23 protein-coding genes and 1 riboswitch are annotated in these 26,463 nt (G+C 44.9%); of the genes, 9 read left to right on the plus strand and 14 right to left on the minus strand.

All coding sequences use genetic code 11. The features are described from left to right. The first annotated feature begins 6 nt into the window (after positions 1 to 6). Genes R7O03_RS10945 through R7O03_RS10955 form a run of 3 tightly spaced genes read left to right on the plus strand, consistent with a single transcriptional unit; the run spans position 7 to position 2,953 of the window. Positions 7 to 975, plus strand: coding sequence for a type II secretion system F family protein (locus tag R7O03_RS10945; RefSeq protein ID WP_046875024.1), 969 nt, complete (start codon positions 7 to 9; stop codon positions 973 to 975). A gap of 2 nt (positions 976 to 977) precedes the next feature. Beyond that, a complete protein-coding gene (locus R7O03_RS10950; protein ID WP_005386462.1) occupies positions 978 to 1,919 on the plus strand; it encodes a type II secretion system F family protein in 942 nt (313 codons plus the stop codon). A 20-nt stretch (positions 1,920 to 1,939) separates the two neighbouring features. Further along, entirely contained in the window at positions 1,940 to 2,953 is a 1,014-nt protein-coding gene (locus tag R7O03_RS10955; RefSeq protein WP_005386465.1) for a tetratricopeptide repeat protein, read from the plus strand. A gap of 99 nt (positions 2,954 to 3,052) precedes the next feature. Here the strand turns inward: R7O03_RS10955 and R7O03_RS10960 are convergent, their stop codons facing one another. Further along, positions 3,053 to 4,168, minus strand: coding sequence for a phosphatase PAP2 family protein (locus R7O03_RS10960; RefSeq protein WP_262592472.1), 1,116 nt, complete (start codon positions 4,166 to 4,168; stop codon positions 3,053 to 3,055). A gap of 113 nt (positions 4,169 to 4,281) precedes the next feature. Further along, positions 4,282 to 5,421: a chromate efflux transporter gene (chrA, locus tag R7O03_RS10965; protein ID WP_262592473.1), complete on the minus strand. Its 1,140-nt coding sequence runs from the start codon at positions 5,419 to 5,421 to the stop codon at positions 4,282 to 4,284. Positions 5,422 to 5,533: 112 nt separating this feature from the next. Here chrA and R7O03_RS10970 point away from each other — a divergent pair, with 112 nt between their 5' ends. Then, on the plus strand, positions 5,534 to 6,451 hold the full coding sequence (locus R7O03_RS10970) for a LysR family transcriptional regulator (RefSeq protein ID WP_395230267.1): 918 nt from the start codon (positions 5,534 to 5,536) through the stop codon (positions 6,449 to 6,451). A gap of 169 nt (positions 6,452 to 6,620) precedes the next feature. On the opposite strand, the gene ebgR is transcribed toward R7O03_RS10970, so the two are convergent. Beyond that, on the minus strand, positions 6,621 to 7,607 hold the full coding sequence (ebgR, locus tag R7O03_RS10975; protein WP_005380173.1) for a transcriptional regulator EbgR: 987 nt from the start codon (positions 7,605 to 7,607) through the stop codon (positions 6,621 to 6,623). A gap of 427 nt (positions 7,608 to 8,034) precedes the next feature. On the opposite strand from ebgR, the gene R7O03_RS10980 reads away from it, so the two are divergent. Further along, complete coding sequence (locus R7O03_RS10980) at positions 8,035 to 8,622, plus strand: outer membrane beta-barrel protein (protein WP_005380175.1); 588 nt, start codon at positions 8,035 to 8,037, stop codon at positions 8,620 to 8,622. A gap of 38 nt (positions 8,623 to 8,660) precedes the next feature. Here the strand turns inward: R7O03_RS10980 and R7O03_RS10985 are convergent, their stop codons facing one another. Then, on the minus strand, positions 8,661 to 9,212 hold the full coding sequence (locus tag R7O03_RS10985; protein ID WP_042521366.1) for a gamma-glutamylcyclotransferase family protein: 552 nt from the start codon (positions 9,210 to 9,212) through the stop codon (positions 8,661 to 8,663). A gap of 182 nt (positions 9,213 to 9,394) precedes the next feature. Between R7O03_RS10985 and R7O03_RS10990 the strand changes: the two genes are divergently transcribed. After that, positions 9,395 to 10,579, plus strand: coding sequence for an NnrS family protein (locus R7O03_RS10990; protein WP_005380186.1), 1,185 nt, complete (start codon positions 9,395 to 9,397; stop codon positions 10,577 to 10,579). A 73-nt stretch (positions 10,580 to 10,652) separates the two neighbouring features. Here R7O03_RS10990 and R7O03_RS10995 read toward each other — a convergent pair whose 3' ends face one another. From R7O03_RS10995 to R7O03_RS11015, 5 genes are all read right to left on the minus strand, one after another. Continuing rightward, positions 10,653 to 11,606, minus strand: a complete 954-nt coding sequence (locus tag R7O03_RS10995) for a CorA family divalent cation transporter (RefSeq protein ID WP_005380188.1) — start codon at positions 11,604 to 11,606, stop codon at positions 10,653 to 10,655. Positions 11,607 to 11,881: 275 nt separating this feature from the next. Beyond that, the gene (gene glpD / locus R7O03_RS11000; protein ID WP_318131704.1) at positions 11,882 to 13,441 is read right to left on the minus strand and encodes a glycerol-3-phosphate dehydrogenase; all 1,560 of its coding nucleotides are present in this window, start codon (positions 13,439 to 13,441) and stop codon (positions 11,882 to 11,884) included. A gap of 176 nt (positions 13,442 to 13,617) precedes the next feature. Next, on the minus strand, positions 13,618 to 14,409 hold the full coding sequence (locus R7O03_RS11005) for a DeoR/GlpR family transcriptional regulator (RefSeq protein WP_005380192.1): 792 nt from the start codon (positions 14,407 to 14,409) through the stop codon (positions 13,618 to 13,620). A 159-nt stretch (positions 14,410 to 14,568) separates the two neighbouring features. After that, on the minus strand, positions 14,569 to 16,086 hold the full coding sequence (gene glpK / locus R7O03_RS11010) for a glycerol kinase GlpK (protein WP_005380193.1): 1,518 nt from the start codon (positions 16,084 to 16,086) through the stop codon (positions 14,569 to 14,571). A 59-nt stretch (positions 16,087 to 16,145) separates the two neighbouring features. Further along, positions 16,146 to 17,000 (minus strand): MIP/aquaporin family protein, encoded by an 855-nt coding sequence (locus tag R7O03_RS11015; protein ID WP_005380195.1) that lies wholly within the window; start codon positions 16,998 to 17,000, stop codon positions 16,146 to 16,148. Between the two features lie 896 nt (positions 17,001 to 17,896). On the opposite strand from R7O03_RS11015, the gene glpT reads away from it, so the two are divergent. After that, a complete protein-coding gene (gene glpT / locus R7O03_RS11020) occupies positions 17,897 to 19,261 on the plus strand; it encodes a glycerol-3-phosphate transporter (protein ID WP_262606827.1) in 1,365 nt (454 codons plus the stop codon). A gap of 56 nt (positions 19,262 to 19,317) precedes the next feature. Next, positions 19,318 to 20,373: a glycerophosphodiester phosphodiesterase gene (gene glpQ, locus R7O03_RS11025; RefSeq protein WP_025768218.1), complete on the plus strand. Its 1,056-nt coding sequence runs from the start codon at positions 19,318 to 19,320 to the stop codon at positions 20,371 to 20,373. An 81-nt stretch (positions 20,374 to 20,454) separates the two neighbouring features. Here the strand turns inward: glpQ and dapD are convergent, their stop codons facing one another. The 5 genes from dapD to R7O03_RS11050 all read right to left on the minus strand — a co-directional run bounded on the left by dapD (position 20,455) and on the right by R7O03_RS11050 (position 25,256). Continuing rightward, a complete protein-coding gene (dapD, locus tag R7O03_RS11030) occupies positions 20,455 to 21,486 on the minus strand; it encodes a 2,3,4,5-tetrahydropyridine-2,6-dicarboxylate N-succinyltransferase (protein WP_042521367.1) in 1,032 nt (343 codons plus the stop codon). A 324-nt stretch (positions 21,487 to 21,810) separates the two neighbouring features. Next, positions 21,811 to 22,794, minus strand: coding sequence for a GGGtGRT protein (locus R7O03_RS11035; RefSeq protein ID WP_318131705.1), 984 nt, complete (start codon positions 22,792 to 22,794; stop codon positions 21,811 to 21,813). A 23-nt stretch (positions 22,795 to 22,817) separates the two neighbouring features. Further along, complete coding sequence (locus R7O03_RS11040) at positions 22,818 to 23,510, minus strand: iron-sulfur cluster assembly scaffold protein (RefSeq protein WP_318131706.1); 693 nt, start codon at positions 23,508 to 23,510, stop codon at positions 22,818 to 22,820. A 132-nt stretch (positions 23,511 to 23,642) separates the two neighbouring features. Further along, positions 23,643 to 23,717: riboswitch (Fluoride riboswitch) on the minus strand. Between the two features lie 156 nt (positions 23,718 to 23,873). Next, positions 23,874 to 24,173, minus strand: a complete 300-nt coding sequence (locus tag R7O03_RS11045; RefSeq protein ID WP_005386503.1) for a YebG family protein — start codon at positions 24,171 to 24,173, stop codon at positions 23,874 to 23,876. A gap of 165 nt (positions 24,174 to 24,338) precedes the next feature. Next, on the minus strand, positions 24,339 to 25,256 hold the full coding sequence (locus R7O03_RS11050) for a LysR family transcriptional regulator (protein WP_005427361.1): 918 nt from the start codon (positions 25,254 to 25,256) through the stop codon (positions 24,339 to 24,341). Between the two features lie 112 nt (positions 25,257 to 25,368). Between R7O03_RS11050 and R7O03_RS11055 the strand changes: the two genes are divergently transcribed. After that, complete coding sequence (locus R7O03_RS11055; RefSeq protein ID WP_318131707.1) at positions 25,369 to 26,343, plus strand: TDT family transporter; 975 nt, start codon at positions 25,369 to 25,371, stop codon at positions 26,341 to 26,343. The last annotated feature ends 120 nt before the right edge of the window (positions 26,344 to 26,463 follow it).

A 26,463-nucleotide genomic window follows, 5' to 3' on the forward strand; every position in this document is an offset into this window, starting at 1 on the left:
ATTGCTATGGATAGTCAATTCCCCCTTTTTCTTGTACTGCTGTTTTTGTCCGTATTCTTTATTAGCCAAGCGTTAATTCTGCCTTCTGCGGGTAAAAAGGTTAAGCATAAGCAATTAATCAAGCGGATACACGAAAGCCATAAACATATTGATCAAGAGAGTATTTCTTTATTAAGGGAAAACTCGCTCAAGAATCTATCGCCATTAGAGCGATGGCTTGTGAGGTTTAGCCTGTTCGATAACTTTAAGAAGAAGTTGGAACTGGCTGGGATACACATGGGGTTCAGTCGGTTTATTTTCCTCACATTCCTCGGAGGGACTGCGGTTGGTCTATTTCTGTTCTTGTTCGGGCAAGTTTGGTACCTCTGTGCTGGTGTTGCTTTTGCTTGCTGGGTGTCTGTTTACTTCTACATACAGAAAAGGATTGCTGATCGTTTAATGAAATTTGAAGAGCAACTGCCAGAGGCTCTCGATATCATCAAGCGAGTTTTGCAGGCAGGGCAGCCAATTACGCAGGGGTTTGGAGAAGTAGGCAGAGAGGTTAGTGCTCCTCTTGGTCCTGAGTTCATGAATACCTTTAACTTACTCAACTATGGTTATGACCTCCGCTTGGCGATTATGCAAATGTCGGAGAGAACTCCTACCGTATCTATGCTTGCTTTCTCCAGTGCTGTGTTACTGCAAAAGGAAACGGGTGGTAACTTAGTCGAAAACATTGAGAAGCTCTCCCATATCCTACGTGCTCGTTTCAAACTCGCTCGAAAAATAAAAACCATTTCGGCGGAATCTCGAATGTCGGCATGGGTATTAGTATTAGCGCCTTTTGGTTTGTACGTCATCATTTCCCTTGTTCGACCTGAGTATATTGAGTTACTCCACACGCATCCAATGGGGATCAAAATGGTCATTGGTGGGATGGTAGCGTTGTTTATCGGCACGCTTTGGATTCGTAAAATCGTCAATATTGAGGTGTAGCCATGGAAAGTATTCAAGGATGGTTAAACGATTTTGCTGTCGGCCAAGAAACACTGCTTATGGGGTTGATCCTCATCACTACAGTGTTGGTTGTGATGACGTTAGGCTCGATAATTATCGGGGTTAACTCGCCAATTAAACGAAAGTTAGCCGAATTGTCTGGTGATAAGAAAGAAGTCTCTCATCACAACAAAAAAATGTCAGACACCTTGGAGTCGTTAGCGCCTTTAACTTCCCCAACCAGTGAAAAAGAGCGCCAAACGACACGCAATAAGCTGATGCATGCTGGGTTTCATGAAAGCAATGCATTATCGATGTTTTATGCCATTAAATCGGTCACGACGATCTTAGGTGTGATGGTGGCGGCACTGGTGTATTTCTCGGTTCCGGAATCTAAATACCTGTACACGTATATGGCGTTATCCGTATTTATTGGGCTTTTATTTCCTGATTTTATTTTGCGTCGAATGGTGAACAAGCGTCAGCAAGCGATTCGTGCAGGTGTGCCCGACATGCTTGATTTGCTGGTGGTTTGTACCGAATCAGGGCTTGGCTTTAATGCAGCGTTGCGTCGGGTTGCTGATGAACTGGTTATTTCTCACCCAGAGCTTGCCGATGAAATCGATACGGTGTGCAACAAAATTAAAGCGGGTAAACCAATGCCAGAAGCGCTGAGGGAGCTAGTATTAAGAACAGGGTTAGAAGAATTAATGGGGCTGGTAAGTATGCTTAGCCATGCCTCTCGAATAGGGGGGAGTTTAGTCAACTCCTTGCGTGAATATACCGAAGACTACAGGGATAAGCGTCAACAAGCAGCAGAAGAAATTGCTGCAAAAATCCCAGTCAAAATGATGTTTCCAATGGTGCTATTTATTTGGCCTTGCTTTTTTATAGTGGCTATCGGACCTGCGTTAATTTCATTGGCTGAGGCATTTTCTAATTAAAAAGCAAAATAGGGATCGTTATGTGGATTAAGAAATACGTCATCATCTCGTTGTTGGTGCTTACCGCATGTTCAACAACTGAACAGTCATCAGATTTCGATTCAACGCTGTACTCAGGTAAGCCCGTTGAGTCTCTCACTAATGATGAACCTCCCAAAACAGAGGAAGAGGCAATCTCACGAGGGGATATTGCATTAAGCAACAAAAATGTCGACTTAGCCTTGTATGAATATATTCGCTCACTCTCTTTCCCGAATGCAGTCCATAAAGATAAAACCTTGTACACCGTGGGGCGCATCCATTTAGCTAGGGAGAATTCAGAACTCGCCGATAAATCATTTCGAGCATCTTTGGCTGAGAACCCCGATCATATTGGCTCCCTGACTGAGCTTGGTACTTTATACACGAAGCGTGGAGAAAAGGACGTCGGGAAAAGCTACTACATACGCGCTTTGAATGCTGACCAAATTCGCATGGATGGCGATCCTACCATCACTAAAGACAACATTACTGCAGAGAGCGTTGCAACATATCGCTATGATGATAAATCACCAGTCTCTGCTTACTCCGGTCTAGGTGTGCTTTACGACATTCGTGGCGACCACGATATTGCGCAGGCGTTAATTCGAAAAGCGTTGGATATTGACTCAAGAAACGTAAACGCTTTGGTCAGCCTTGGCTACTCCTACTACATGGAAAAAGCTTACTCAAAAGCGGCGCACTTTACTCAAGCCGCACTAAGTATCAAGCCAGGAGATGAGAGAGGAATCAATAATTTAGGTCTCATTGCTTTAGCTAAAGATCAGCCACGACAAGCTCTGAGTATTTTTAGTCGACACATGACAGAACCCGAAGCGCTCAACAATGTTGGCTATTTCTTGATCCTTCAAGGCAAACCAGGAGAGGCGATTCCTTATTTACAACAGGCTATTGATAAGAACCCTGCCTACTATGAACTGGCAAATAAAAACCTAGAACGAGCATTGGCAATGGTGAGAGAGCGAGGGGATACCTCTACCGCGCTTCTCCAATAAATTTGAAGACCCTTTTAAAAGAAAGCCACTCTGCAAGATAGAGTGGCTTTTTCATTTATGGGGAGTAGTCCGTTGCAAAGGTGTTTGTTCAATTAGCCGTCATTCGCTTCTTTCAGGGTAAGAAGCATAGCGCCGTAAAGCCCAACCAACTATCTTCCATAACATCACCGTCAAGAGTGTTGCGAGGTAGCCATCAATCGCATAATGCCAGGCTAAATGTACCGAACCGATTTGAATGATGACTGCGAAAGCGTAAGCAAAGTAGCCGATGGTTTTGTTGAGTCTATAAATTGATAGCGCCATCAAAACAGCAATGGAAACGTGCAAACTCGGCATTGCCGAAATGCCAGAGCCAATACCATTGGCATTCGCGATGTACTCATCCCAAAGATATTGCTGTGTAGGCAATGCCCACAATTGCCCAGCGTCTACATTGGTAAGATATTGGCTTTGGACTTCGAGCGTTTTCATCAGAGGAACAAACTGTTCATCTCCAGTGATAAGCTCCACATAACAAGGGCCTGCTGAAGAAAGCAGCGTGGCGAAGAAGACACCAAGAATCATCCAAGACAGTGCGAACGTGAGTAAAAACTGTTGCCTTACCAACGGGTATTTTTTGTAGATAAGGAAAAAGATGAGTATACCCCACATACAAAAAAACCATGCGTTGTAGGCTACATTTAGCCCTAATGAGGCCCAAGCATTGGAGAATAATGCATGGGTCAACTCCCACGGAGCAACGCCGAAGTGTAGCAACGAATCAATATTCGCAAAGGTCAGATCCCACTTGAAAGGATTGATGATTGGAATCAGCGACTTCAAAAACGTGTGGTTAGAGAAAATCAGGTTGAGTGCCATCATCGAAACAAACACTGATACAGGTCGGTACAGCGGAAAAATAAGATGCTTCAGTTTTCGTATGAAGCGCTTTGCTGGCTGTTTTTCTTTGCGCAGTATGAGATAGAAATAATAGTAGATACACCAGCTTAAACCTGTGACATACAAAGCTTGTATGAGTGTTTCAAGGTAAGTGGTAAAAGAGTAATCGATAGGGAAATCGAGATACAAAGAACAAAGATAAATGACAGCAGTCGAGATAAAGCAATAGGTGTAGAAAATCCTATCGTTCAATAACTCATTCTTTACTGATGTGAGTAAAGCCGATGCTTTTTGCTGCCAGCTAAGGTTGAGCTCGTAATTGTTGTCTTGTTCCATTGATGATCCGTCATCTCTATCCTTCCAATATCATTAAGCTTAGTTGAGAAAACGGGCACTCGTATTTGAGTACCCGTGGTTTATCTGGATTCAATAGTTGGCGTATCAGCAGGCTACATCATGCCCGTGACAAGGCCTGCCGCCACAAAAAACACGATCATCCACAGAACCGAAAGGTTGAGCTTTTTGTGTAGATAGAAACCCGCAATCACTAACGCCATGTCGATGGGAGCAATAACTGCGCTGCTAAATACTGGCTGGTAAAGTGCCGCGAGTAGTAACCCTACTACCGAGGCATTTACACCGTTGATGGCGCCGGAGACCAGCGGTTTGCCTGCCAGTGCTTGCCAGTTTTTAAGAACGCCAAGCAGTAAAAGAAACCCTGGGAGGAATACGCCAAGCGTTGCGATCAGAGCGCCTAAAATTGGCGTATCCGAAAGCTCATAACCGATAAAAGTCGCAAAGGTGAACATTGGCCCCGGTACAGCTTGTGCAGCGGCGTAGCCTGTTAAAAATGCATCTTGGCTGAGCTGGTCGCCAACAATGTTTTGCAGAAGCGGCAGAACCACATGACCGCCACCAAACACTAAGCTACCAGCTTGGAAAAAATCACTAAACAGCCCAAGCAAAGGTAACGTATGAGCCACTAACGGTAAGCCGAGTAAAAGCACCGCAAATAGAGCCAATGGCGCGATAGACGGTTTAAACGGCTCGGCTGATGGCGCGGAGTCTTTCTTTAGATATCGCATTCCGACAAAACCTGCTGCGATCAACACGAACATTTGCGTCATGATGCTTGGTGCCACCAGCAACGCAATCGCAGTCGCGACGCACAAACCCGCGGTCAGTTTACTTTGGCAGAAATTTTTGTACATGCCCCAAGTAGCATCCGCCACGACGACGACTGCTAGCAGTTTTAGGCCGTGAACGATGTTTTGGAACATTGCGGTGTCGGTGATTTGGCTACTCACCATCGCCAGCGCCAACATGATGATCACCGAAGGAAGCGTGAATCCGACAAATGCTGCGCATGCGCCACTTAAACCGCCGCGTTTATAGCCTAAAGCAAAGCCAACTTGGCTTGAGCCCGGTCCCGGCAAAAACTGACTGAGTGCGACAATTTGCGCGTACTCGCTGTCATCAAGCCATTTCAGTTTCTCAACAAAGGTTTGGCGAAAATAACCAATATGAGCCGCCGGGCCGCCGAAGCTGAACCAACCCAGCCAGAAAAAAGTTTTGAATATGGTGAACATGTCGAGCCTGTTTATCTAAAAAGCATTGTTGCTAATTTATCGAATGCTCTAAAATGACTCAAATTGATGATTTTAATTTCATCTATGAATGAAATGGGATAAGGATATTGGAGTGAAAGAGGACATTCAATGGCGCAACATTGACTTGAACTTATTGGTGACGTTTTCCTACCTGTATCGCCATCGAAGCGTTAGCGTCGCGGCAGAGAAAAGTTACGTTAGCCAGTCGGCGATGAGTCATAGTTTGTCTCGTTTAAGGTTGTTGTTTGACGACCCGCTTTTTGAGCGAAAAGGGCACAAGATGGAGCCCACCGAGCACGCTCACCACATCGCGCCAACTGTGCATCACTTGTTGGATTCTATCGCCAAAGACTTGCTCACTAAGTCTGCCTTCCAACCTGAAAATTACGCGGGTGTATGTCGCATCGGGTTAACGGATTATGCCGAGTTTATCTTTGCTCCTCGGCTTTATGACGAAATACGCCAGCGCGCCCCAGAGGCGCAGATCAGTTTTATTAACGTCAATCGTAGCAACTACGTGGCACTAACTGAGCATGAAAAGCTCGATGTCATTATTGGCAGCATGCCGGTGTTGGATGACAACTTTGAGAGCTTGTACTTGTACACCGAAAAACACGTGTGCATGTGTGATAAACAGGTGTTGAAAGGGGAAACACAGCTGTCTCTGGAAGCGTTCGCGAACATCGAGCAAGCTCTGGTAAGTCCCGATGGGAGCTTAAAGACACAAGTAGACCAAAAGCTCGCAGAACATGGCTTGAGCCGCAAAGTCACCGTGGCGTCGCGCAACTTTCTCACTATTCGGCATCTATTGAAAAAGCGCGATCTCATTGCCATCGTGCCAGAAAAAATGGCGTTGGCGGAGGGCTTTTCGGACGATCTCGTTACCGTTAAGCCGCCGATCGCCGTTGCGGATTTTGATATTGCTATACTGTGGCATTCCAGCCGAAACAATGAAGACAAAGGCATTTGGCTACGCGAGTTGGTTTCTTCGACCATCACCTCTAAATGATAAACATTTGGGGCACTCATGGTGCTTAGAGTTATTTGTTGTTGAACTTCTTACAACCCGCTGAGTTATCGGCGTTATACCGAAACAGTACTGATTGAGCAAAATGAATGTCTTTGGTTGGGGGGGATGTTCCAGATTTAATTCATAAAAGAGATTAATGGAAAAGGTATCATTGAGTTGTACCACGTAGTTTAAGCTCTGTTTGCACGTATACATGAAGAGGTTGTAAGCGTCCATCTCGGTATTTTTCCACCAGTAAGTTCACTCCCTGAGTTCCCATCAACTCAGAGTGAATACGAATTGTAGACAACGGCGGAAAGGTAAAGCGAGCAGTAGGAATATCATTCATACTAATCAACGTAATATCCTCTGGTATCTTTAAGCCAAATTCATGGATTGCACGTACTATGCCAATCGCGATGGAGTCTGAATCAATGAATACTGCTTTCGGGAAGTCACCTTTGGCTAGCATCTCTTTCGCTAAGTTATAACCGGACAAACTAGAGCAGGCACAATAGTGTATATCTTGTTCTGCGACCACGCCTTTTAGATAGCCATAGTCCAAAAACACATTTTCACGAGTGTCAGCTGCGTCGGGCTTGTTTTGACCGCCAATATAACCGATGCGGCGGTAGCCTCGTTGTACAAAGAAATCAACTACTTGCCTACTGATTCGAATAAGGTCGACATCAACGCAATCATAAGGGCAGGTTGGATCTGAAAAGTTTATGTAGCAGATGCTATCGGCTAGACGTTTAGGTAATTTATCTACTACCTTTTGGTCGACATTTCCGACTAAAAGGACACCTGTTATCTTTTTCGTTTCAACATCAATTTCACTGTTATAGCAATTGGTTAGCGTAATACCTAATTTGTCGCATTGCGTTTCAATCCCATGACGAATTGATAAGTAGTAAGGGTCATTCACCTCTGTTTCTTGTTTGTAGTTATATAAGGCTAAAAAGTGATGTTTTTGCTTAACTTCTTTGATGCCTTTCTTCGAGCTACTGGTGCGGTACTCCAGTTTTTCTGCAATTTCCAAAATGCGGTATTTGGTTTCTTCTTTAACGCTCAACGTTGGGTCGTTGTTCAAAACCCGCGATACGGTTGCAAGTGAGACGCCCGCTTCAATGGCGATATCTTTTAGCTTTGCCATGTAAATTTCCCGTCGGCACTGCTCACTGCCCAAGTGTGAGCTCAATAATCTGACTATTTTAAACAGCTACTTAGAGATGCACAAACCTTTAGTAAGACAGTCCTAAACACTTTAAATCAGCATATCAAGCCAACTTGTTTTCATGAAATACACTCTATTGAGTAATAAATAAAGCCGTAAACGTAAGGATTATATTGCTGTAAAAATACTGAAAAACGCGACTGGTTTGGAAACTTGCTACTTGTGGTAACTCTAGTACTTAATAGGACTCGAGCTGTTTAGAGTTTAATCAAGCAAACGTTTTATTGTTCATGTTTATGTTTTGTGTCTCATTTTATAAACAAATCAATAGGAAAGTATTCAACTCTATTTATAATCTCCGCGCTTTTAAAAGCTGTCTAACAGTATGAAAAATTAGGAAATTATAATGAAAAAAGTATTGCCATTATTGGCTTTAGGTGCAGTGGTTGCTTCAGCATCAGTTCAAGCAAAAGGTAACTGGTATGTTGGTGCTGATTTGGTAAATTCAGATCTTAAAGTTAAAAGCTTGTCAAAAGATTTTTCTGCGACAGGTCTTAGCTTTGCTGTAGGTAAAGAGCTTCAATATTCAGAAAACTTCAAACTAGCTTTTGAAGGTGAGTACATATACTTTGGCGACTTTGAAGAAACATTTTCTTACATGGGGTGGCCGGTTAAATTTAGTGTTGATGCTTCTGCGTTCAATTTCAATGCGAAGCCTAAATACCAATTTGCAGGTACAGGCTTCTATGTTGGTGCGATTGCTGGCCTTGGTGTAATGAGTGTTTCTTATGAAGTGAAATCATCTAGCACTGTTACCGATGATGGTCGTGATGTAGGCTTTAACTACGGTGTTGAGGCTGGTTATGAGTTCGCTTCAGGTTTGGTTGTATCTGGTGGCTACCGTGCTTCTTCGGTAAGTATTGATGCCGAAAACGGTGGCAGCGAAGATTTTGATTTTGACAGCCTGTACGTTGGTGTTGATTACAAGTTTTAAGCTCGCGTAAGCAAAACATAGATACTAAAAAGGAGCCGTTAGGCTCCTTTTTTGATCAGATTATCAATCAACTCATAATGGTGATCTTGTACGCCTGCAAGGTTGCCATATTTGGGTTGATGGCGGTCATTTTCTTTCGCGTGTTGCCAGCCAATGGTGTGACGCACAAAATGCTCTGCAAACGCGTGGGAAACTTCCAAGCAACCTGCCAGCACGGTATCAACATAACTTTGCATGATTGGGCTCTTTGCGCATGGTGGTAGTGGCTCGTCTTTTACGTAAACCCAAATGTCATGTTCTTGGTTAAAACTCGCATCTGTTTCGATTTGATCTGGCTGAAGTTGAATACGATGATAACCTCGCTCACGGCGGTCGAATTCTGCGAGCGCTTCTTTATTCACTTCGAGTAAAACGCCATTAACCTGTCCATCGCCTTGGTTCACCACTAATGGAGAGAGGCTGTAGCTGTCGTCAATCTTCCCCCAGTAGCGAACCAACCCATGTGCTATGACGGGAATGGCTTCTCCCGTTTGTCCGGTTAATTTACGTGACGCAGAATTAATCAAACTGCCATAGCCAAATATGTACATTGTCGTTGCATCCCTTAACTGATAGTTGTGCCTCTCATGTTTATACCTAACCCGCATCTGAAGCACAACTTTACCTCTTAAGTATAATCTTAATTATAAACATGTATTTTTTATACATGTTTATGGTAGCATCAATATGTAGTTGAGTTAACCAGCATCGAGAGACGCTTGAGGGCAAGATAATGCTGAATATCACCGATAAAAAAGTAGAAGAAAAAATCCCCGCATGGCTGCGATTAGGCTTTCGGCCGTTTTTTCTGTTTGGGTCGATTTACGCCATTGTTGCGATTGCGTTGTGGGTGTGGATGTTCCAAGGCGGACAGCCAAACGCATTAGCCGTGCCTGCATTGTGGTGGCACGTACATGAAATGTTGTTCGGTTTTTCGATGGCCATTGTAGTTGGCTTTGTACTGACCGCGGTACAAAACTGGACTGGCATTAATGGTACCAAGCATTACATGCTTCTGGCTTTATTTGGCTTGTGGTTAGTGCCCCGCATATTGCTTTGGACACAAGCACCGTTATGGTTAACCAGCAGTATCGAAGCGGTATTTTTACTGTTTGTCGCCTATGAGGTGGGCATTCGTGTGTATCGAGCCAAAGGTTGGCGTAATTTGTTTTTCGTTCCACTGTTTCTTTTAGCCATCTTTGCGAACTTTGCAAGCTACGCAACGATAAAAGGTATGCCGCCCTTTAGCTCTTCAGCGGTGTGGCAAGCAATGCTGTGGTGGTTTACCTTGCTGTTGTCAGTGATGGGCGGACGTGTAATTCCATTTTTTACTGCGCGTCGATTTAATTTCGAAAAAGCGCAACCATTGGCTTGGTTAGAGTGGTTCGCGAACTTGCCATTGGTAATGCTATTTGTGCTGAGCTTTTTCCCTGTGACGTTTGCAGAACTAGGTAGTCCTTTGATGCTATTTGCAGGTGTTGCTCAGTTGGTGCGTTTTGTTCGCTGGAAACCTTGGTTAACCCTGAACGAGCCTTTAGTATGGTCGCTGCATGCTGCGTATTTGTGTTTACCACTAAGCTTAATTTTGCGAGGCGTCTGGGGAGATGCATTTGCCAGCCATAACCTCATTCACCTGTTTGCGATAGGTGCGTTAGGCGGTTTGATTTTAGCGATGATTACACGGGTGACGATGGGACATACTGGTCGCATGATCTACAAAGGGCCAAACATGAGCCTTGCGTTTGCAGCGATTACCGCGGCAGCTTTGGTTCGCAGTTTCGCCGTGATCTTTGATCCAGCGAACATGATACTGTGGATTGATATCAGCGGTGGATTATGGATTGTTGCGTTTGGGCTATTTGTGTGGCGCTTTGGTGTGATGCTTGTGACCCCTCGTGTGGATGGTCACCCCGGATAAGATTCTAATGTGAGTAGAGAAAAGAGGAGCCGCGTGCTCCTCTTTTGGTTTTTGTTCTTTATAGGTTTAGTGTTTATTCGTCTTCGTCGTCCGCTTTATTCGTGAGCCCCAAGCGTTTAAATAGCCACCACTCTAGACCAAAAATGACAATTAAGGCGATGCAGAACCAGGTGAATGCCATGGTGGAATCCACGCCTGGCATTCCACCAACATTGATACCGAGTAAACCTGTTAAGAAGCTGGTTGGTAGAAAAATCGTTGCTACCAAAGTAAACAGGTAACTGTTTTTATTGGTTTTCTCATCACGATGATGTTTGATCTCTTCTTGGAAAAGCGCCACTTCTCCAAGATAAAACTCAAGTGTTTCATTTATGCGCGTAATATTATTGTGTGCGAAGCGATATTGATGAGGTCTCAAAGCAATCAATTCTGATTCTGACTCCACAAGATCACGGATAGCGTACTGCTGAGGGCGAATAAAACGCTTGATAGAAATCAGTGCTTTTTGAGTCGCCATATGTTTGTACGTCGACTCATCATTCACGTCGAACTGGTTTAGTGTTTCTTCAATCGTATCAAGGTAAATGTCTATTTTACTGTTTAATCCTTCAATGATCTGATGAAGTAAACTGGCAAGACTTTTTGGGCCTTTGTGTTCCGCTAATGCTTGGCGAATCTCCATGATCGCGCGTGATGGAATTTTACGAGTTGAAATGAGTGCGCCTTGAAAGTAGAGAATTCGAATACTAAGCATATCTTCTGGTGATGCATTGCCGTTCATATTGACGCCTCGTAAAATCAACATGAAGTTCTCGTCATCCAAAGGATGGAAAGATGGTCGGCTTTCGTCGGCTAATAGATGATCAACCGTAGCTCGAGGTACTTGGTTCTGCTCCAGCCAACCACGAATATCAGGATGCAGCCGTTCGCAATGGTACCAATGCTTAGCTTGAATTTGCTCTGCCGTGGTGGATTGTTGAGTTGCTTCTGGGGTTGAGAAGTCCCAATGTTCAATCATAAAACCCATTTTCTTTTCCTTGTTTGAGCCGATACCAAAATAACCTCAAGATACTTCTTTCGCGAGAATTGCATTGCCATACAGAGGCAATACTCTGAGTACGGTACTCTGAAGTCATTGATGCATTATTTTTCAAATGAGTATGATTGTATTTAACGCCAAATGTCTATGAATAGTTGTTCTTATTTGCAATCGAGTGGAGCGCACCAAGGTGTTGTGCTTAAACAACAAAACAAAAAGCCTGCAACTAAGCAGGCTTTATTGTGGGGGAGGGAGGGGAGCTGTTAGCCAACTTGAGAAAGATTAACCACTTTCTGTTGTAGCTTTTTCTTTAAATAGTCCGTTAAGGCCTGTTTTTCTTCCTCGTTCATGTAAAGACCAAGCTTAGTACGGCGCCATAAAATGTCTTCATCGGTCATTGCCATTTCATGGTTCATTAAGTAATCGATCTCACGTTGGTAAACACCACCTGCTTGTGCCGAGAACGTTTGTCCTAAGTCAGCTTCACTTGTTGTGCCTTCCATTAAGTTCCAGGTTTGGGTACCAAACTGTGTGACATAACGAAGAATCAATGCTTCTGGCGCCCAAGTGTATTTAGCGTGAATTTGTTTAGCTAATTGTTCACGACTACAGCTGAAGTTACCACCAGGAAGGGTTTGGTTGGCCGTCCAGTCTTTACCCATTTCAGGTAGGAACGGAGCAAGTTTCTTCATTGCTGCTTCACCTAACTTACGGTAGGTCGTTAACTTACCACCAAAAACAGAAAGCAGAGGTGCATGGTCGTATTCCGCATCGAGCTCTAGCGTGTAGTCTCGTGTGATTGCTTGCGGAGAGTCAGATTCATCGTCACATAAAGGACGAACACCGCTGTATGTCCAAACTACATCTTCGCGAGTCAACTGGTGGACAAAGTGTTGGTTTACGATATCAATGAGGTAATCGACTTCGTCATCTGAGATCGACACTTCACGTGGGTCACCTTTGTATTCCACATCTGTTGTACCAATGATTGAGAACTTATCTAAGTAAGGAATCATAAATACGATGCGATTGTCTTTGTTTTGAAGGATGTAGGCTTGCGGTTCGTTGTGGATACGAGGAACAACGATGTGCGAGCCTTTGATTAAGCGAATGTTACGAGGAGAGGCTTGCTCTAATCCATCATCAAAGAACTGTTTTACCCAAGGCCCCGCAGCATTGACTAACGCTTTCGCTTTACGTTCTAAACGTTGGTCTGTCATCACATCGTGAATAGTAACGTGCCAGATACCACCTTCACGGTGTGCTTTTTCCACGCGGCAGTAGTTACGTACTTCAGCATGGTTTTCGCGAGCCGCAAGAACGTTCAGTAATACTAAACGTGCATCATCAACCCAACAGTCAGAGTATTCGAAACCCGTTTTCATTTCTGGTTTTAGCAAGCCAGATTTCGCAAGGTTGACGGTTTTACTGCCTTGCAGCGTCGTACGTTTACCCAAGTTATCGTAAAGGAAAAGGCCACAACGAATCATCCAAGCTGGGCGTAGGAATGGGCGATGCGGTAAACGGAAACGCATTGGTAATGCGACGTGTGGTGCTTTACGAAGAATAACCTCACGCTCTGCGAGCGCTTCCGAAACTAAACGAAACTCGTAGTGTTCAAGGTAGCGTAAACCGCCGTGTATCAGTTTAGAACTTGCTGAAGAAGTCGCAGATGCGAAGTCATTTGCTTCATATAAGCCAACACTCAAACCTCGGCCAGCTGCGTCTGCTGCAATACCAGCTCCGTTAATGCCGCCACCGATTACGATCAAGTCTAAGGTAGTGGATGAGCTAGTAGTGGAAGCATTATTTTGTATACTCATAAATTTGACCTCTTGGTGAGCGAACGAGCATTTTAGAACATAATGTAATCCTAGCTCAGGTTTCGTTTGTGATCATCTATTATTTTCGTTTGTGAGCGTTTTGTGTGATTTAGACACAAAAAAACCTCTGTCTAATTAAGACAGAGGTCATTTGAGGGGGAATTATACGATTGACGTTACTCGTTTTCGGAGTTTGATTCGTTAGCTTCAACCACTTCAAGTGGGATAGAAGCTTCCTTCAAAATTGACAAGATTTCTTCTGGTGGCTGCTTATTGGTAAAGATCATGTTGAGCTGTGCAATATTGCCTAGTTTCACCATAGCATTGCGCCCGAACTTGGTGTGGTCTACGGCAAGAAATACACTACGGCTATTGTCAATGATCGCTTGTTTTACCCGGACTTCGTGGTAATCAAAGTCTAATAGCGAGCCATCGAAGTCGATACCGCTAATGCCGAGAATACCAAAGTCGAGACGGAACTGTTTAACGAAATCGAGGGTAGCCTCGCCAACAATACCGCCGTCTCTGCTGCGGACTTCTCCACCCGCTAAGATGACTTTGATTTCAGGGTTAGGGAAAAGAATGGTCGCAACATTGATGTTGTTGGTGACAACACGCAACTGTTTATGGTTTTTATTGAGCGCTCGCGCAACTGCTTCTGGTGTGGTGCCAATATCGATGAATAGTGTGGCACCATCTGGAATGTGTTTGACTACCTCGTCTGCAATGACATCTTTTTCATTGAAGTTGAGCGCTTTACGCGTGTTGTAAGATGTGTTTTCAGAACTGAGAGGAATAGTGGCTCCACCGTGATAACGACGAATTTTGTTGTCATCGGCGAGTTCATTGAGATCGCGTCGGATGGTTTGTGGGCTGACATTGAATCTTTCTACCAACTCATCCGTGCTGACATAGCCTTGTTTTTTCACCAGCTCAACAATCTGCTGGTGTCGAGGTATTTGCTTCACTTACCACTCCCTTGTGCATTGGTAACGGCCAATGCTTCAAATTCGAAGCTCTATTGTGCTCGAATTTGCTCGTTGTGAGAAGTAAGCGAGTTCAGGAATCGGGGATAAAGCGCAAAAAGAGCGCACAAATGGCGCTCTTTTTTTCTTATGGAGATGAGATTAATCTTCTTCGTCGTGAAGTTCAGACCAGGTTTGTGCACATTTCACTGCACGTTTCCAGCCCTTGTAACGACGATTGCGTTTTTCTTCATCATCGTGTGGCTCAAAGGTGCGATCAAGTACCGCTTTATTCTGCAACTCATCAATGCTATCCCAGTAACCAACTGCAAGGCCGGCAAGGTAGGCTGCACCAAGAGCGGTAACCTCAGTTACTTGAGGGCGGTGTACTTCTGTGTTCAATACATCGGATTGGAATTGCATTAGGAAGTTGTTCGCTACTGCACCACCATCGACGCGAAGGTTCGCAAGCTTAATGCCTGAGTCAGCTTGCATCGCATCCAGTACGTCACGAGTTTGATAAGCGATGCCTTCCAATGTTGCACGGATGATATGGTTTGAATTCACACCGCGAGTAAGGCCGACAATCGTGCCACGTGCGTAGGCATCCCAGTATGGAGCGCCTAAACCAGTAAATGCTGGCACGACATAAACGCCGTTTGATGTATCCACTTTTGTCGCGAAGTATTCAGAGTCTTCTGCACCGTTTAGGATTTTCAATTCATCGCGTAGCCATTGGATAGAAGCTCCACCCATGAATACGGCGCCTTCAAGTGCATAAGCTGGTTCGCCTGCAGGACCACAAGCCAAAGTAGTTAGAAGGCCATGTGTCGAAGTGACTTTTTCTTGGCCAGTATTCATTAGCAAGAAACAACCCGTACCGTAAGTGTTTTTCGCTTGACCCGCTTCAACACACATTTGGCCGTAAAGCGCTGCTTGTTGGTCACCTGCGATTCCAGAAATAGGAATACGAGTACCGCCTTTACCACCGATGTTGGTTTTACCGTAAATTTCCGATGAGCGCTTCACTTCTGGCATCATAGATGCTGGGATGCCAAGCTCATCTAACATTTTTTGATCCCAACATAGATCGTTGATGTTAAACAGCATGGTACGCGATGCGTTAGTGTAGTCGGTTACGTGAACGCGACCTTGAGTCATCTTCCAAACTAACCAAGTATCGACAGTACCAAACAACAGCTTACCTGCTTCTGCGTCTTCTCGTGCGCCTTCAACATTGTCCAGAATCCATTTAACTTTGGTACCGGAGAAGTAAGGGTCAAGCACCAAACCAGTGTTGTCACGTACATAGTTTTCGAGACCGCGTGCTTTTAAATCTTCACAGATATCAGCAGTACGGCGACATTGCCATACAATCGCATTGTAAACGGGTTTACCTGTTTCTTTGTTCCAGACGATAGTCGTTTCACGCTGGTTAGTAATACCGATAGCCGCTAATTGGTCGCTACGGATGCCAGACTTAGCTAGAGCTTCTACTAAGGTAGAGCTTTGTGTTGCCCAGATCTCCATTGGATCATGTTCAACCCAACCAGCTTCTGGATAAATCTGAGTAAATTCGCGTTGCGCGACGCTTACGATGTTCGCATCATGATCAAGAATCACTGCGCGAGAGCTTGTTGTACCTTGGTCTAGGGCAACAATGTATTTTTGCTCAGTCATGGTAAGAATCCTTTTGTTTCGTTATTTATATTTTAGTAAATGTTCGAGTTACGTCAGTTTTAAGCTCTAGCTTCTTCTGTTTCTTCTTCCGTCTCACATTGGTTTGGAATCGTGCAACCGTGACCTTGTTGTGGAAGGTAAGCGGCAATCGCTTTTGGATACAACCAACCTCCAAAACATGCACCTGCAATCGGAGCAAGTAAAGGCACGATAAAGTAAGGAATGTCTTTAGCACCTGTCAGAGCGTAATCCCAGCCTGCGAAGTAAGCGAACAGCTTCGGTCCAAAGTCACGAGCAGGGTTCATAGCAAAGCCTGTTAGTGGGCCAAGTGAACCACCGATGACGGCAATCAAAATACCGATCAATAGAGGGTTCATTGCGCCACGTGCCGCGCCGTTATTTTCATCGCCCAGAGCCAGAATCGCAAACATCAGCACAGCAGTGATAACGAATTCCACAGCAAAAGCACCAAAGAAAGAGAGGGAGGCATGCGGATAGGTTGAGAAGATACCAGCAGTTGCTAGTGCATCTTGGCTGCTGCGAACGAAGTTATGAGCGATTTCGTAGTCGGTGAAAAGGTTGCTGTATAAGCTGTATACCAATGCAGCAGAACAGAATGCCCCAAGCATTTGAGCGATAATGTATGGCACCACTTTCGCCTTATCAAAACCATGGAACATAGCAAGTGCGATGGTAACGGCAGGGTTGATGTGTGCACCAGAGACGCCAGCCGTACAGTAAATAGCGATGGCGACACCGAAGCCCCATACAATACTGATTTCCCATTGTCCAAATGATGCGCCTGTTAGAACTAAGGCTGCAACACAGCCTACGCCGAAGAAAATAAGTAGTCCTGTACCGATAAACTCGGCCAAACATTCTCCGAGCAGAGAGGGGTGTTTGTTCGTTGTCATGTTAAAAGTCCTTTGATCATTTTTGCCTGTCTAGCACGATACTATTGTGCATACATAAACGTTTGCGAAAACAAACGAGCGTTAAAAATGAGCGTTTGAGCATAAATTTGTTAATCAAAGTCTTCGTTTTTGTTAAATGGCGCATCTTTTAACCGGAAAAGAACACAACGAAAATAATTTATTTGTCACGAGGCCAGTGTTGAGAGCGCTCAAATTACCGATGTGAAAAAGAATGCACAACTGGTAAGAGGAGTTTTGTGAAGCTGCTACGTGCTTGGAGATTTATTGCACAGAACTTGTGTAGCAATTAACCCTAAAGGAGTAGCGGAATGTCAAATGTATCAAGGGATAGCAGTGATATAAAAAATACGCTGTCATGTTTGGACTTTTAGAAACAATCGTCATCCCATTGGTACCAATAGGATGAGTTGATAAGAGAATAAACGCTGTTAATGTCTTGTGTTTGTGAATCATTGCTTCGGCTTGTATTCAAATAAAAATTGTTTTTTTTATTTCGTTTGATGCTAAACGTGATCGTTTTTCAGCTTTTTAGTTATTAGTTGGTTCGGAGCGAGTAGGGCAGGCGTAAATCGCCCTTTTTACGGTTAGTTTATGTTCTAATTCGAGCCTTTGTTTCAAAGGTTTCGAATTGGAATGCTCAAGTGAGAGGTTTGAACATCAGTTTCATATTAACGAATCTTGAGTAAAGTTGAACGATGATCTAATTAATGCTCATATAATTTACTGTATTTACTTATATTTAATCCATGTGCAACATTTGTCACAGAAATAAAATCCTAACTCCATACAATTCATGAACTTTCGAACGAAGATTTATTTTGTTTCGTTCGCTCCTTTTGTGTTTTTACCATCGCATACAAAATAATGAGGTTCCTATGTTTGGAATATTCAAACCTAAGGCGCACATTGATCGTCTGTCCCCTGGCAGCATCGATAGCACCTACTCTCGCCTCCGTTGGCAACTCTTTATCGGTATCTTTGTTGGCTACGCCGGTTACTATCTAGTTCGTAAAAACTTCAGTTTGGCGATGCCTTATCTTATCGAGCAAGGCTTTAGCCGCGGAGACTTAGGTGTCGCCTTGGCAGCTGTTTCCATTGCATATGGTCTCTCTAAGTTTCTAATGGGCAGCGTTTCAGACCGCTCCAACCCTCGCTATTTCCTTAGTGGCGGCCTATTGATGTCTGCATTAGTGATGTTTTGCTTTGGCTTTATGCCATGGGCGACTGGTAGCGTCACTGCGATGTTCATTTTGCTTTTCTTAAACGGTTGGTTCCAAGGGATGGGGTGGCCTGCTTGTGGCCGAACCATGGTGCACTGGTGGTCACGTAAAGAGCGTGGTGAGATCGTTTCGGTTTGGAACGTGGCGCACAACGTGGGTGGCGGCTTGATTGGTCCACTATTTATTCTTGGCCTGTGGGCATTTAATGATGATTGGCGCACTGCATTTTATGTTCCTGCATTTTTCGCCACGTTGGTTGCTGTGTTTGTTTGGATGACGGTTCGCGATACCCCTCAGTCTTGTGGTCTGCCTCCGATTGAAGAGTACAAAGACGATTACCCAGATGACTATGACAAGTCCCATGAACAAGAAATGACAGCGAAGGAAATCTTCTTCAAATACGTCTTCAACAACAAACTTCTTTGGTCGATTGCAATTGCAAACGCATTTGTTTACCTAATTCGTTACGGCGTACTGGACTGGGCACCTGTTTACCTAAAAGAAGCGAAGGATTTCTCGGTAGATAAATCGTCATGGGCTTATTTCTTATACGAATGGGCTGGCATTCCAGGAACACTATTGTGTGGTTGGATCTCTGACAAATTGTTCAAAGGTCGTCGTGCACCTGCTGGTATCTTATTTATGGTGCTAGTGACAGTTGCAGTGATGGTTTATTGGTTTAACCCTGCGGGCAACCCAACAGTAGATATGGTGGCGCTTATTGCAATTGGCTTCCTAATCTATGGTCCGGTTATGCTGATCGGTTTGTACGCACTTGAGCTCGCTCCGAAGAAAGCCGCAGGTACTGCCGCTGGTCTTACTGGTCTGTTTGGATACCTGGGTGGGGCAGTTGCCGCAAACGCGATTTTGGGCTACACCGTAGACCACTTTGGCTGGGATGGTGGCTTTATCATCTTAGTGGGTTCTTGTATTACTTCTATCGTGTGTTTGATGTACGCCTTCTTAGGTGAGCGTGCGCACCACGAGCAAAAAGAGCGCGAGAAGGAAGCGCTAGCGTAATATTTATTTAAAGAGGCAGTGGAATACTGCCTCTTCGCTTTATCAAGGAAATAACAATGAAAACAAAGTCAGTATGTCTTACTTTTTTAGCACTTAGCCTCTCTGCTGGTGCGATTGCGAAGCCGCTTGTCATTGCGCATCGTGGCGCATCGGGCTACTTGCCTGAGCACACGCTAGAAGCCAAAGCACTTGCTTACGCAATGAAACCTGACTACATAGAGCAAGATGTGGTAATGACGAAAGATGACCAGTTGGTCGTGTTGCATGACCATTATCTCGATCGCGTAACGGATGTTGCGGAGCGTTTTCCTGATCGTGCACGTAAAGATGGTCGTTATTACGCGATTGATTTCACTCTGGCGGAAATCAAATCCTTGCGAGTAACTGAAGGCTTTAATATCGATGACAAAGGCAACAAAGTAGCGGGCTATCCAACCCGATTCCCTATGTGGAAATCTGATTTCACCGTGCCGACGTTTGCTGAAGAGATTGAGCTGATCCAAGGCTTAAACAAAACGCTGGGTTATGACATCGGTATTTACCCAGAAATTAAAGCGCCTTGGTTCCATCGTCATGAAGGTAAGGACATTTCTAAAGCAGTACTTAAAGTCTTGAAGCAGTACGGTTACGGCTCTCAAGACGACAAAGTCTACCTTCAGTGTTTTGATGCGAATGAACTTCAACGCATCAACAGTGAACTCATGCCTGCAATGGACATGGACTTAAAGCTCGTTCAGCTTATGGCTTACACGGACTGGAACGAAACTATGGTGTACAAAGGCGACAAGGCAACACCATACAGTTATGACTGGATGTTCGAAGCCGACGGAATGAAGAAAGTAGCGAGTTACGCGGAAGGAATTGGACCTTGGAAGCCGATGCTGGTGGATGATAAGTCAACCAAAGACAATATCATCATCAAGCCGTTGATGAAGGCTGCAAAAGACGCTGGCTTGCAAGTGCATCCATACACGTTCCGCGCCGATCCAGGACGCATTCCAGCGTACACTGACAGCTTTGAAGGCATGATGGATGTGTACTACAACCAAGTAAAAGTGGATGGTTTGTTTACTGATTTCCCAGATAAAGCGGTCAGCTTTTTAAATCAGTAATCACGCATTTTGCTGTAAGCTAAAAAATCCCCCAACAGTTTCCTGCTGGGGGATTTTTCGTAGGGTTAATTCACGAATGAATTAGTTGTTTTTATGCAGTTCGCTGTTCAGTTCAACCGCGCTCTTGTTAGCAAGACACTCGATTTGACCTGTTACAGAGTTACGACGGAACAGTAGGTCAGAAACACCTGCAAGATCGCGTGCTTTCACTACTTCTACTTCTTGGCCAGCAGAATCTAGCATGCGTACTTTAGAACCAGCAGTTACGTACAGACCTGATTCGATAGTACAACGGTCACCCATTGGGAAGCCAAGACCTGCGTTCGCGCCTAGTAGAGAGTTTTCACCGATAGAAACTACAACTTTACCGCCGCCAGATAGTGTGCCCATGATAGATGCGCCGCCGCCGATGTCAGAGCCGTTACCAACCACTACGCCAGCAGAGATACGACCTTCAACCATGCTCACGCCTGTTGTACCCGCGTTGAAGTTGATGAAGCCTTCGTGCATTACTGTTGTGCCTTCGCCAACGTGTGCGCCAAGACGTACGCGAGAAGTATCAGCGATACGAACGCCAGTTGGTACTACGTAGTCCACCATTTTAGGGAACTTGTCTACGCAATCTACGCTTAGTGCACGACCCGCTAGGCGAGCTTCAATTTGACGCTCTGCTAGTTCAGGTAGATCGATTGGACCTTCGTTAGTCCATGCGATGTTGTGCAGTAGACCGAAGATACCGTCTAGTACTGTGCCGTGTGGCTTAACTAGACGGTTAGAGATAAGTTGAAGTTTTAGGAAGCCTTCAGCAACACTTTGTGGCTGCTCGTCAGTGGCAAGGATAACCAGTACAAGTGGTTGTGCTGATTCTGCTGCTTTTGCTGCGAAAGATGCGTTTGCTGCATCGCCGTTTGCTTCAAATGCTGCTGCTAGTTCTGCGCTTTGTGCTGCAGAGATCTCGATAGCTTGGTTGCCTTGCTCATAACCTGCTACTGCTGCTAGTGCGTTAACAAGCGCTTCGCTTGGGTTAAGAACCGGGTTTGGGAAAAACGCTTCGATGATTTTGCCGTCGCGGTTTTTAGTTGCCGTACCAAAGGCTAGAGAGAAGAAAGCCATAGTTGATCTCCATGTGTTGAGTCTTGTGTCTCGTCTGTTCACTGACAAGAAATAATTAAGTTGTCAGTCATCATAAAGAGAGTATTGGGGAGTTTAAAGAGGGGAAATGGAGAAAGTCTGTAGATGGATACCTTTTGTCTTTTTAGAGATATGTTTGTCTGATGAGAAATGTGTCGCAAAAGCCTTATCAGACCGATTTGGGGTAAAGACAAAGTGAAGTTGAAGAAGGGGGCTTAGCAAAAAATAAGGGGAGGGCCGAAGTCACTCCCCCTACACTGGGTTTGTTGGATTTACTGGCTTTGAATAGTAAAGCGATAAATCGACTTAGAGGCTTAGCTCACCGACCTCTACTGCAAGTGCAACCGTTGCACCTACCATTGGATTGTTGCCCATACCGATGAAGCCCATCATCGCTACGTGTGCAGGCACTGAAGAGCTACCCGCGAATTGCGCATCGGCGTGCATGCGACCCATGGTATCGGTCATACCGTAGGATGCAGGGCCTGCCGCCACGTTATCTGGGTGTAGAGTACGACCAGTACCACCACCTGATGCCACAGAGAAGTAAGGCATGCCTTCACGGTTACGTTCTGCTTTGTAGATGCCTGCTACAGGATGTTGGAAGCGAGTCGGGTTGGTTGAGTTACCTGTGATGCTCACATCCACTTGTTCTTTATGCATGATAGCCACGCCTTCACGCACATCGTCTGCACCGTAGCAAAGGATCTCACCACGTGGACCTTGCGAGAATCGACGACGTTCTACTTCCACTAACTCACCAGTTTGGTAGTTGTATTGAGTGCGTACGTAAGTGAAACCATTGATGCGTGAGATTAGGTAAGCGGCGTCTTTACCCAAACCATTTAGGATAACTTTCAACGGATTTTTGCGTGATTTGTTGACATTCAATGCGATTTTGATTGCGCCTTCTGCCGCTGCGAATGACTCATGGCCCGCAAGGAAAGCGAAACAGCCACTTTCTTCATTCAATAGACGAGCCGCCAATGCACCGTGACCGATACCCACTTGGCGTTGCTCTGCGACGCTGCCTGGTTTTGTGCACGCCTGAAGACCTTCACCGATGATGTTTGCAGCTTCTTCTGCTGTTTTTGCTCCGCGAAAAATCGCCAAAGCAGTGCCTAGCGTGTAGGCATTGGCAGCGCTTTCAAACGCGATAGGTTGAGTGTCCATCACTAGTGCTTTAGGGTCGATACCACGATCCATACAGTATTGGTAAGCCTCTTCCAGAGAAGAAAGTTGCATTTCGTCTAATGTGCGACGTACAGATTCAGTAATTGGAGTGTTCATAATCTCTTTCCTCTTGGTGGCAATTATTGTTGGCGTGGGTTGATGGTCGTTACGGCTTCGTCAAAACGACCGTAAGTCCCCGTTGCTTTGTCTGCGGCTTCTGCTGCAGATACGCCTTCGTTGATGGCTTTCATCATCTTGCCTAGGTTGAGATATTGGTAACCAATCACTTCTTTGTTTTCGTCTAGCGCGAGTTTTATTACATAGCCTTCAGCCAACTCCATGTAACGCACGCCTTTCGCTTTAGTTGAGTAACTAGTACCCACTTGGCTACGTTGAGTTTGACCAAGATCTTCCAGTGCCGCACCAATTTCCAAACCGCCTTCAGAGAAAGCAGATTGAGTACGACCGTAAACAAATTGAAGGAAGATTTCGCGCATCGCGACGTTGATAGCATCACATACCAAGTCGGTATTCAGTGCTTCAAGAATGGTTTTGCCAGTTAGGATTTCTGCGGCCATCGCGGCTGATTGAGTCATGCCTGAACAGCCGATCGTTTCGATCAAAGCTTCTTCGATGATGCCGTTTTTGACGTTAAGAGTCAGTTTTGCTGCACCTTGTTGAGGAGCACAAGCGCCAACGCCGTGGCTAAGACCAGAAATCGCGATAACGTCTTTTGGATTGATCATTGCGCCTTCAACAGGGATCGGTGCAGATGCATGAAGATCGCCGCGTTGAATCGGGCACATTGATTGGATTTCGTGTGAATATTGCATAATGTTTTCCCAGTGTATTTTTATTTTTTGAGAAAACAGGAGCGGGGTTGGAGAAGAGTTGAATTGCTCACTACAGAACTCTTGCTTTCACAGTATAGGCGAAAGCATTTCCAACAGGGCTGACCTGTTTTCGTTTCTGTAGGAGTCATTAGCTTTAAAGCGGTTCGAATCTTTCGATTCCGGTGGCACCCCATCACCGTGCTCATTTAGATTAGATCTAAGTCACACTAATCTGCAACATGAAATTTAGAGCAATTTGGGATATTAAATCGATTCTTTATATGCTCAGAGATATATGGCGATAAATACAATGCATAAAAAAACGCCGCATAATGCGACGTTTTTTCTATACAAATGAGAGGCTTATGCAGCGTCTTCTTGCTCGCTATCTTCTTCAACAGCTTCAAGCTTCTTTGCTTTTTTTGGTGCAGGTTTACGTTTTGCACCCAGAGCGTAAAGCACTTCTTCTTTGTTTTGCGCAAGGTACATTGCAAGATCTTCTTGCTTACCTTCGTCTTCTAGAAGTTCACTCTTACCTAGCAGTGAGAATAACTCGTCCGCCATATCCAGCATTTTGTCGTATGCGTCAGCTTCCGCTTTAGAGGTAAAAGTCATTTTCTCTTCTCCATTGCGTTCTACCACGTACTTGACGATTACAGCCATGGTTGGTCCTCTAAGTTAATTTGTTAAATTTTATACTGGCTTTTTATACAGTTTTTGACCAATTAAGTCTAGCGACAAGCCTCAGAATGAGAGCCGTGTACAACTAAGTGACCAGCATTTGAACTATCTGCCTTGAACGATCTCCCGTGAACGAGTTATCTCGAACTAGCCATCTTTAAGATGAGGGTTCTCTGGTCGCTCCCAATCTTGGCAGAATTCAATGAATGTACGCAGGAGCGGGTTTTGATACTTCTCTTTGTGGATCAAAAGCCAGAAGCGACGCTTCATGTCCAGTGGCATGTTGAGCATTTTCACACGACCATCACGAATTGCAGGTTCAGCAGATAGGCGTGATAAACAACCTAGGCCAAGTCCGGCAGATACCGAATTGATCAGCGCTTCGGTGGTGTTGAGTTGAAAAGCCTCATGCCAGTGTTCTAGGCGCGGAGCGATGGCGCGCATAAAGAACTCTCGAGAGCCAGAACCCGCCTCACGCAGAATCCATTCTGTGTCTTCGAGTTCGTTTAGGCTGATTGGCCCTTCATCGAAGTTAGGATAGTCCGGTGGACAAATCACACACATTTCGTCTTCACTGAATTGCGTTGATTCCAACTCTGGGTGTATGGTCTTGCCCTCGATGAGCGCGATGTCGAGTTCGTACGCGATCAACATGTCACAAATCTGGGCAGAGTTGGAGATGAACAAACTTTGCGATTGGTGATTTGTTTCATCACGAAAATCACTTAACAGGTAAGGCGCAACTTGGTTGCCGATGGTGTCACTGGCACCGATGCGAAGCAGCCCTGATAAGGTTTGGTCGCCATCGAACACACTCTCAATATCCCGAGCTCGGTTGAGGAGTTCATCCGCGAGGGGCAAAAGTTTTTGTCCTTCTTGGTTGAGAATTAAGCGGTTGTTCACCCGGTCAAATAGGTGATGACCAATTTGTTTCTCTAACTCAGACAGCGCCATACTCACGGCCGCCTTAGAAAGAAACAGGCTTTCAGAAGCCGCAGTTAGCGTTTTGTGCTGAGTGATCGTAGTAAAAACTTTCAGTTGTTTAAGAGAGATATGACTAGGCATGATATTCCGTTAAGTTTATCTAAACGTTAGTTTTAAATAATTAGATATATTGGAACGAAGTGCAAGAGTAATATACACCCCATAGAAAGTTAGCCTAGATTTTGAGGTCGTAATGATTCAAAGAACAAAAGCAAAAGTAATGGGAGCACCAACCCCAATGGCGGGTCTGGCTCTTGGTATTGCGAGCTTAGGTTGGAGTTGGGAAAACTTCGCCGAATTACATGGCTATGGACAGTGGATTAGCGCAGGTATTGCAAGCGTACTGCTAGCAATCTTGGCGACTAAATTTCTTTTTCACAATCATTTGTTGAGACAAGATCTTGCGCACCCTGTGGTGGGTAGTGTCGTTCCAACTTTCGCGATGGGAACTATGGTGGTTTCAAATTCTCTAGGGCACTTTTTCCCTGTTGCAGGTGACGTGCTTTGGTTAGTGGCGGTAGCTCTACATATCGTGTTCCTAGTGAGCTTCTTGTACCACCGCGCGAAAGACTTCGAACTACACCACATGGTGCCAAGCTGGTTCGTACCACCAGTGGGGATTATCGTTGCAGACGTGTCTTTTTCAGGTAACCCAGTACTTGCCCCTATTGCACACGGTGCGTTGATCTTCGGTATGGTGGCTTACGCGGTGATGTTGCCAATGATGATCTACCGTTTCATGTTCACTCATGAAATCCCAGATGCAGCAAAACCAACCATGGCAATCATGGCGGCACCAGCAAGCCTATCGTTGGCAGGTTACCTAACCGTAACGGCAACACCTTCACCAGTGATTATTGCTCTGTTGTTTGGTATCGCAGTATTGATGACAGCCATCATTTACCTAGCATTCTTTAAATTGCTTAGACTGCCATTTAGCCCAGGCTATGCGGCGTTCACTTTTCCGATGGTGATCGGTGCGACGGCGCTGTTTAAAATGGCGAATTGGATGGAGTTGCAAGGATTGGCTACGCACTATGTTCAACAAGTGCGAAGCTTAGCTGGTCTTGAGTTGATTGTGGCAACATTTGTTGTCTCTTATGTGGCTTTACAATACATCAACAACTTATTGATTCAGCCACGCTTGATGCACGCTCATCACGCTTAAATAGCAGATAGGAAAAAGCCTCTTGGTCTTACAACCAAGAGGCTTTTTTATTTTCAGCCCTAAACCACCTACTTCAGTAGGTGGTTATCATCCGTTTCGGCTTTGCCTGTAAAACTACTC

Source organism: Vibrio sp. Vb2960 (assembly GCF_033337665.1).
Taxonomy (GTDB): domain Bacteria; phylum Pseudomonadota; class Gammaproteobacteria; order Enterobacterales; family Vibrionaceae; genus Vibrio; species Vibrio alginolyticus.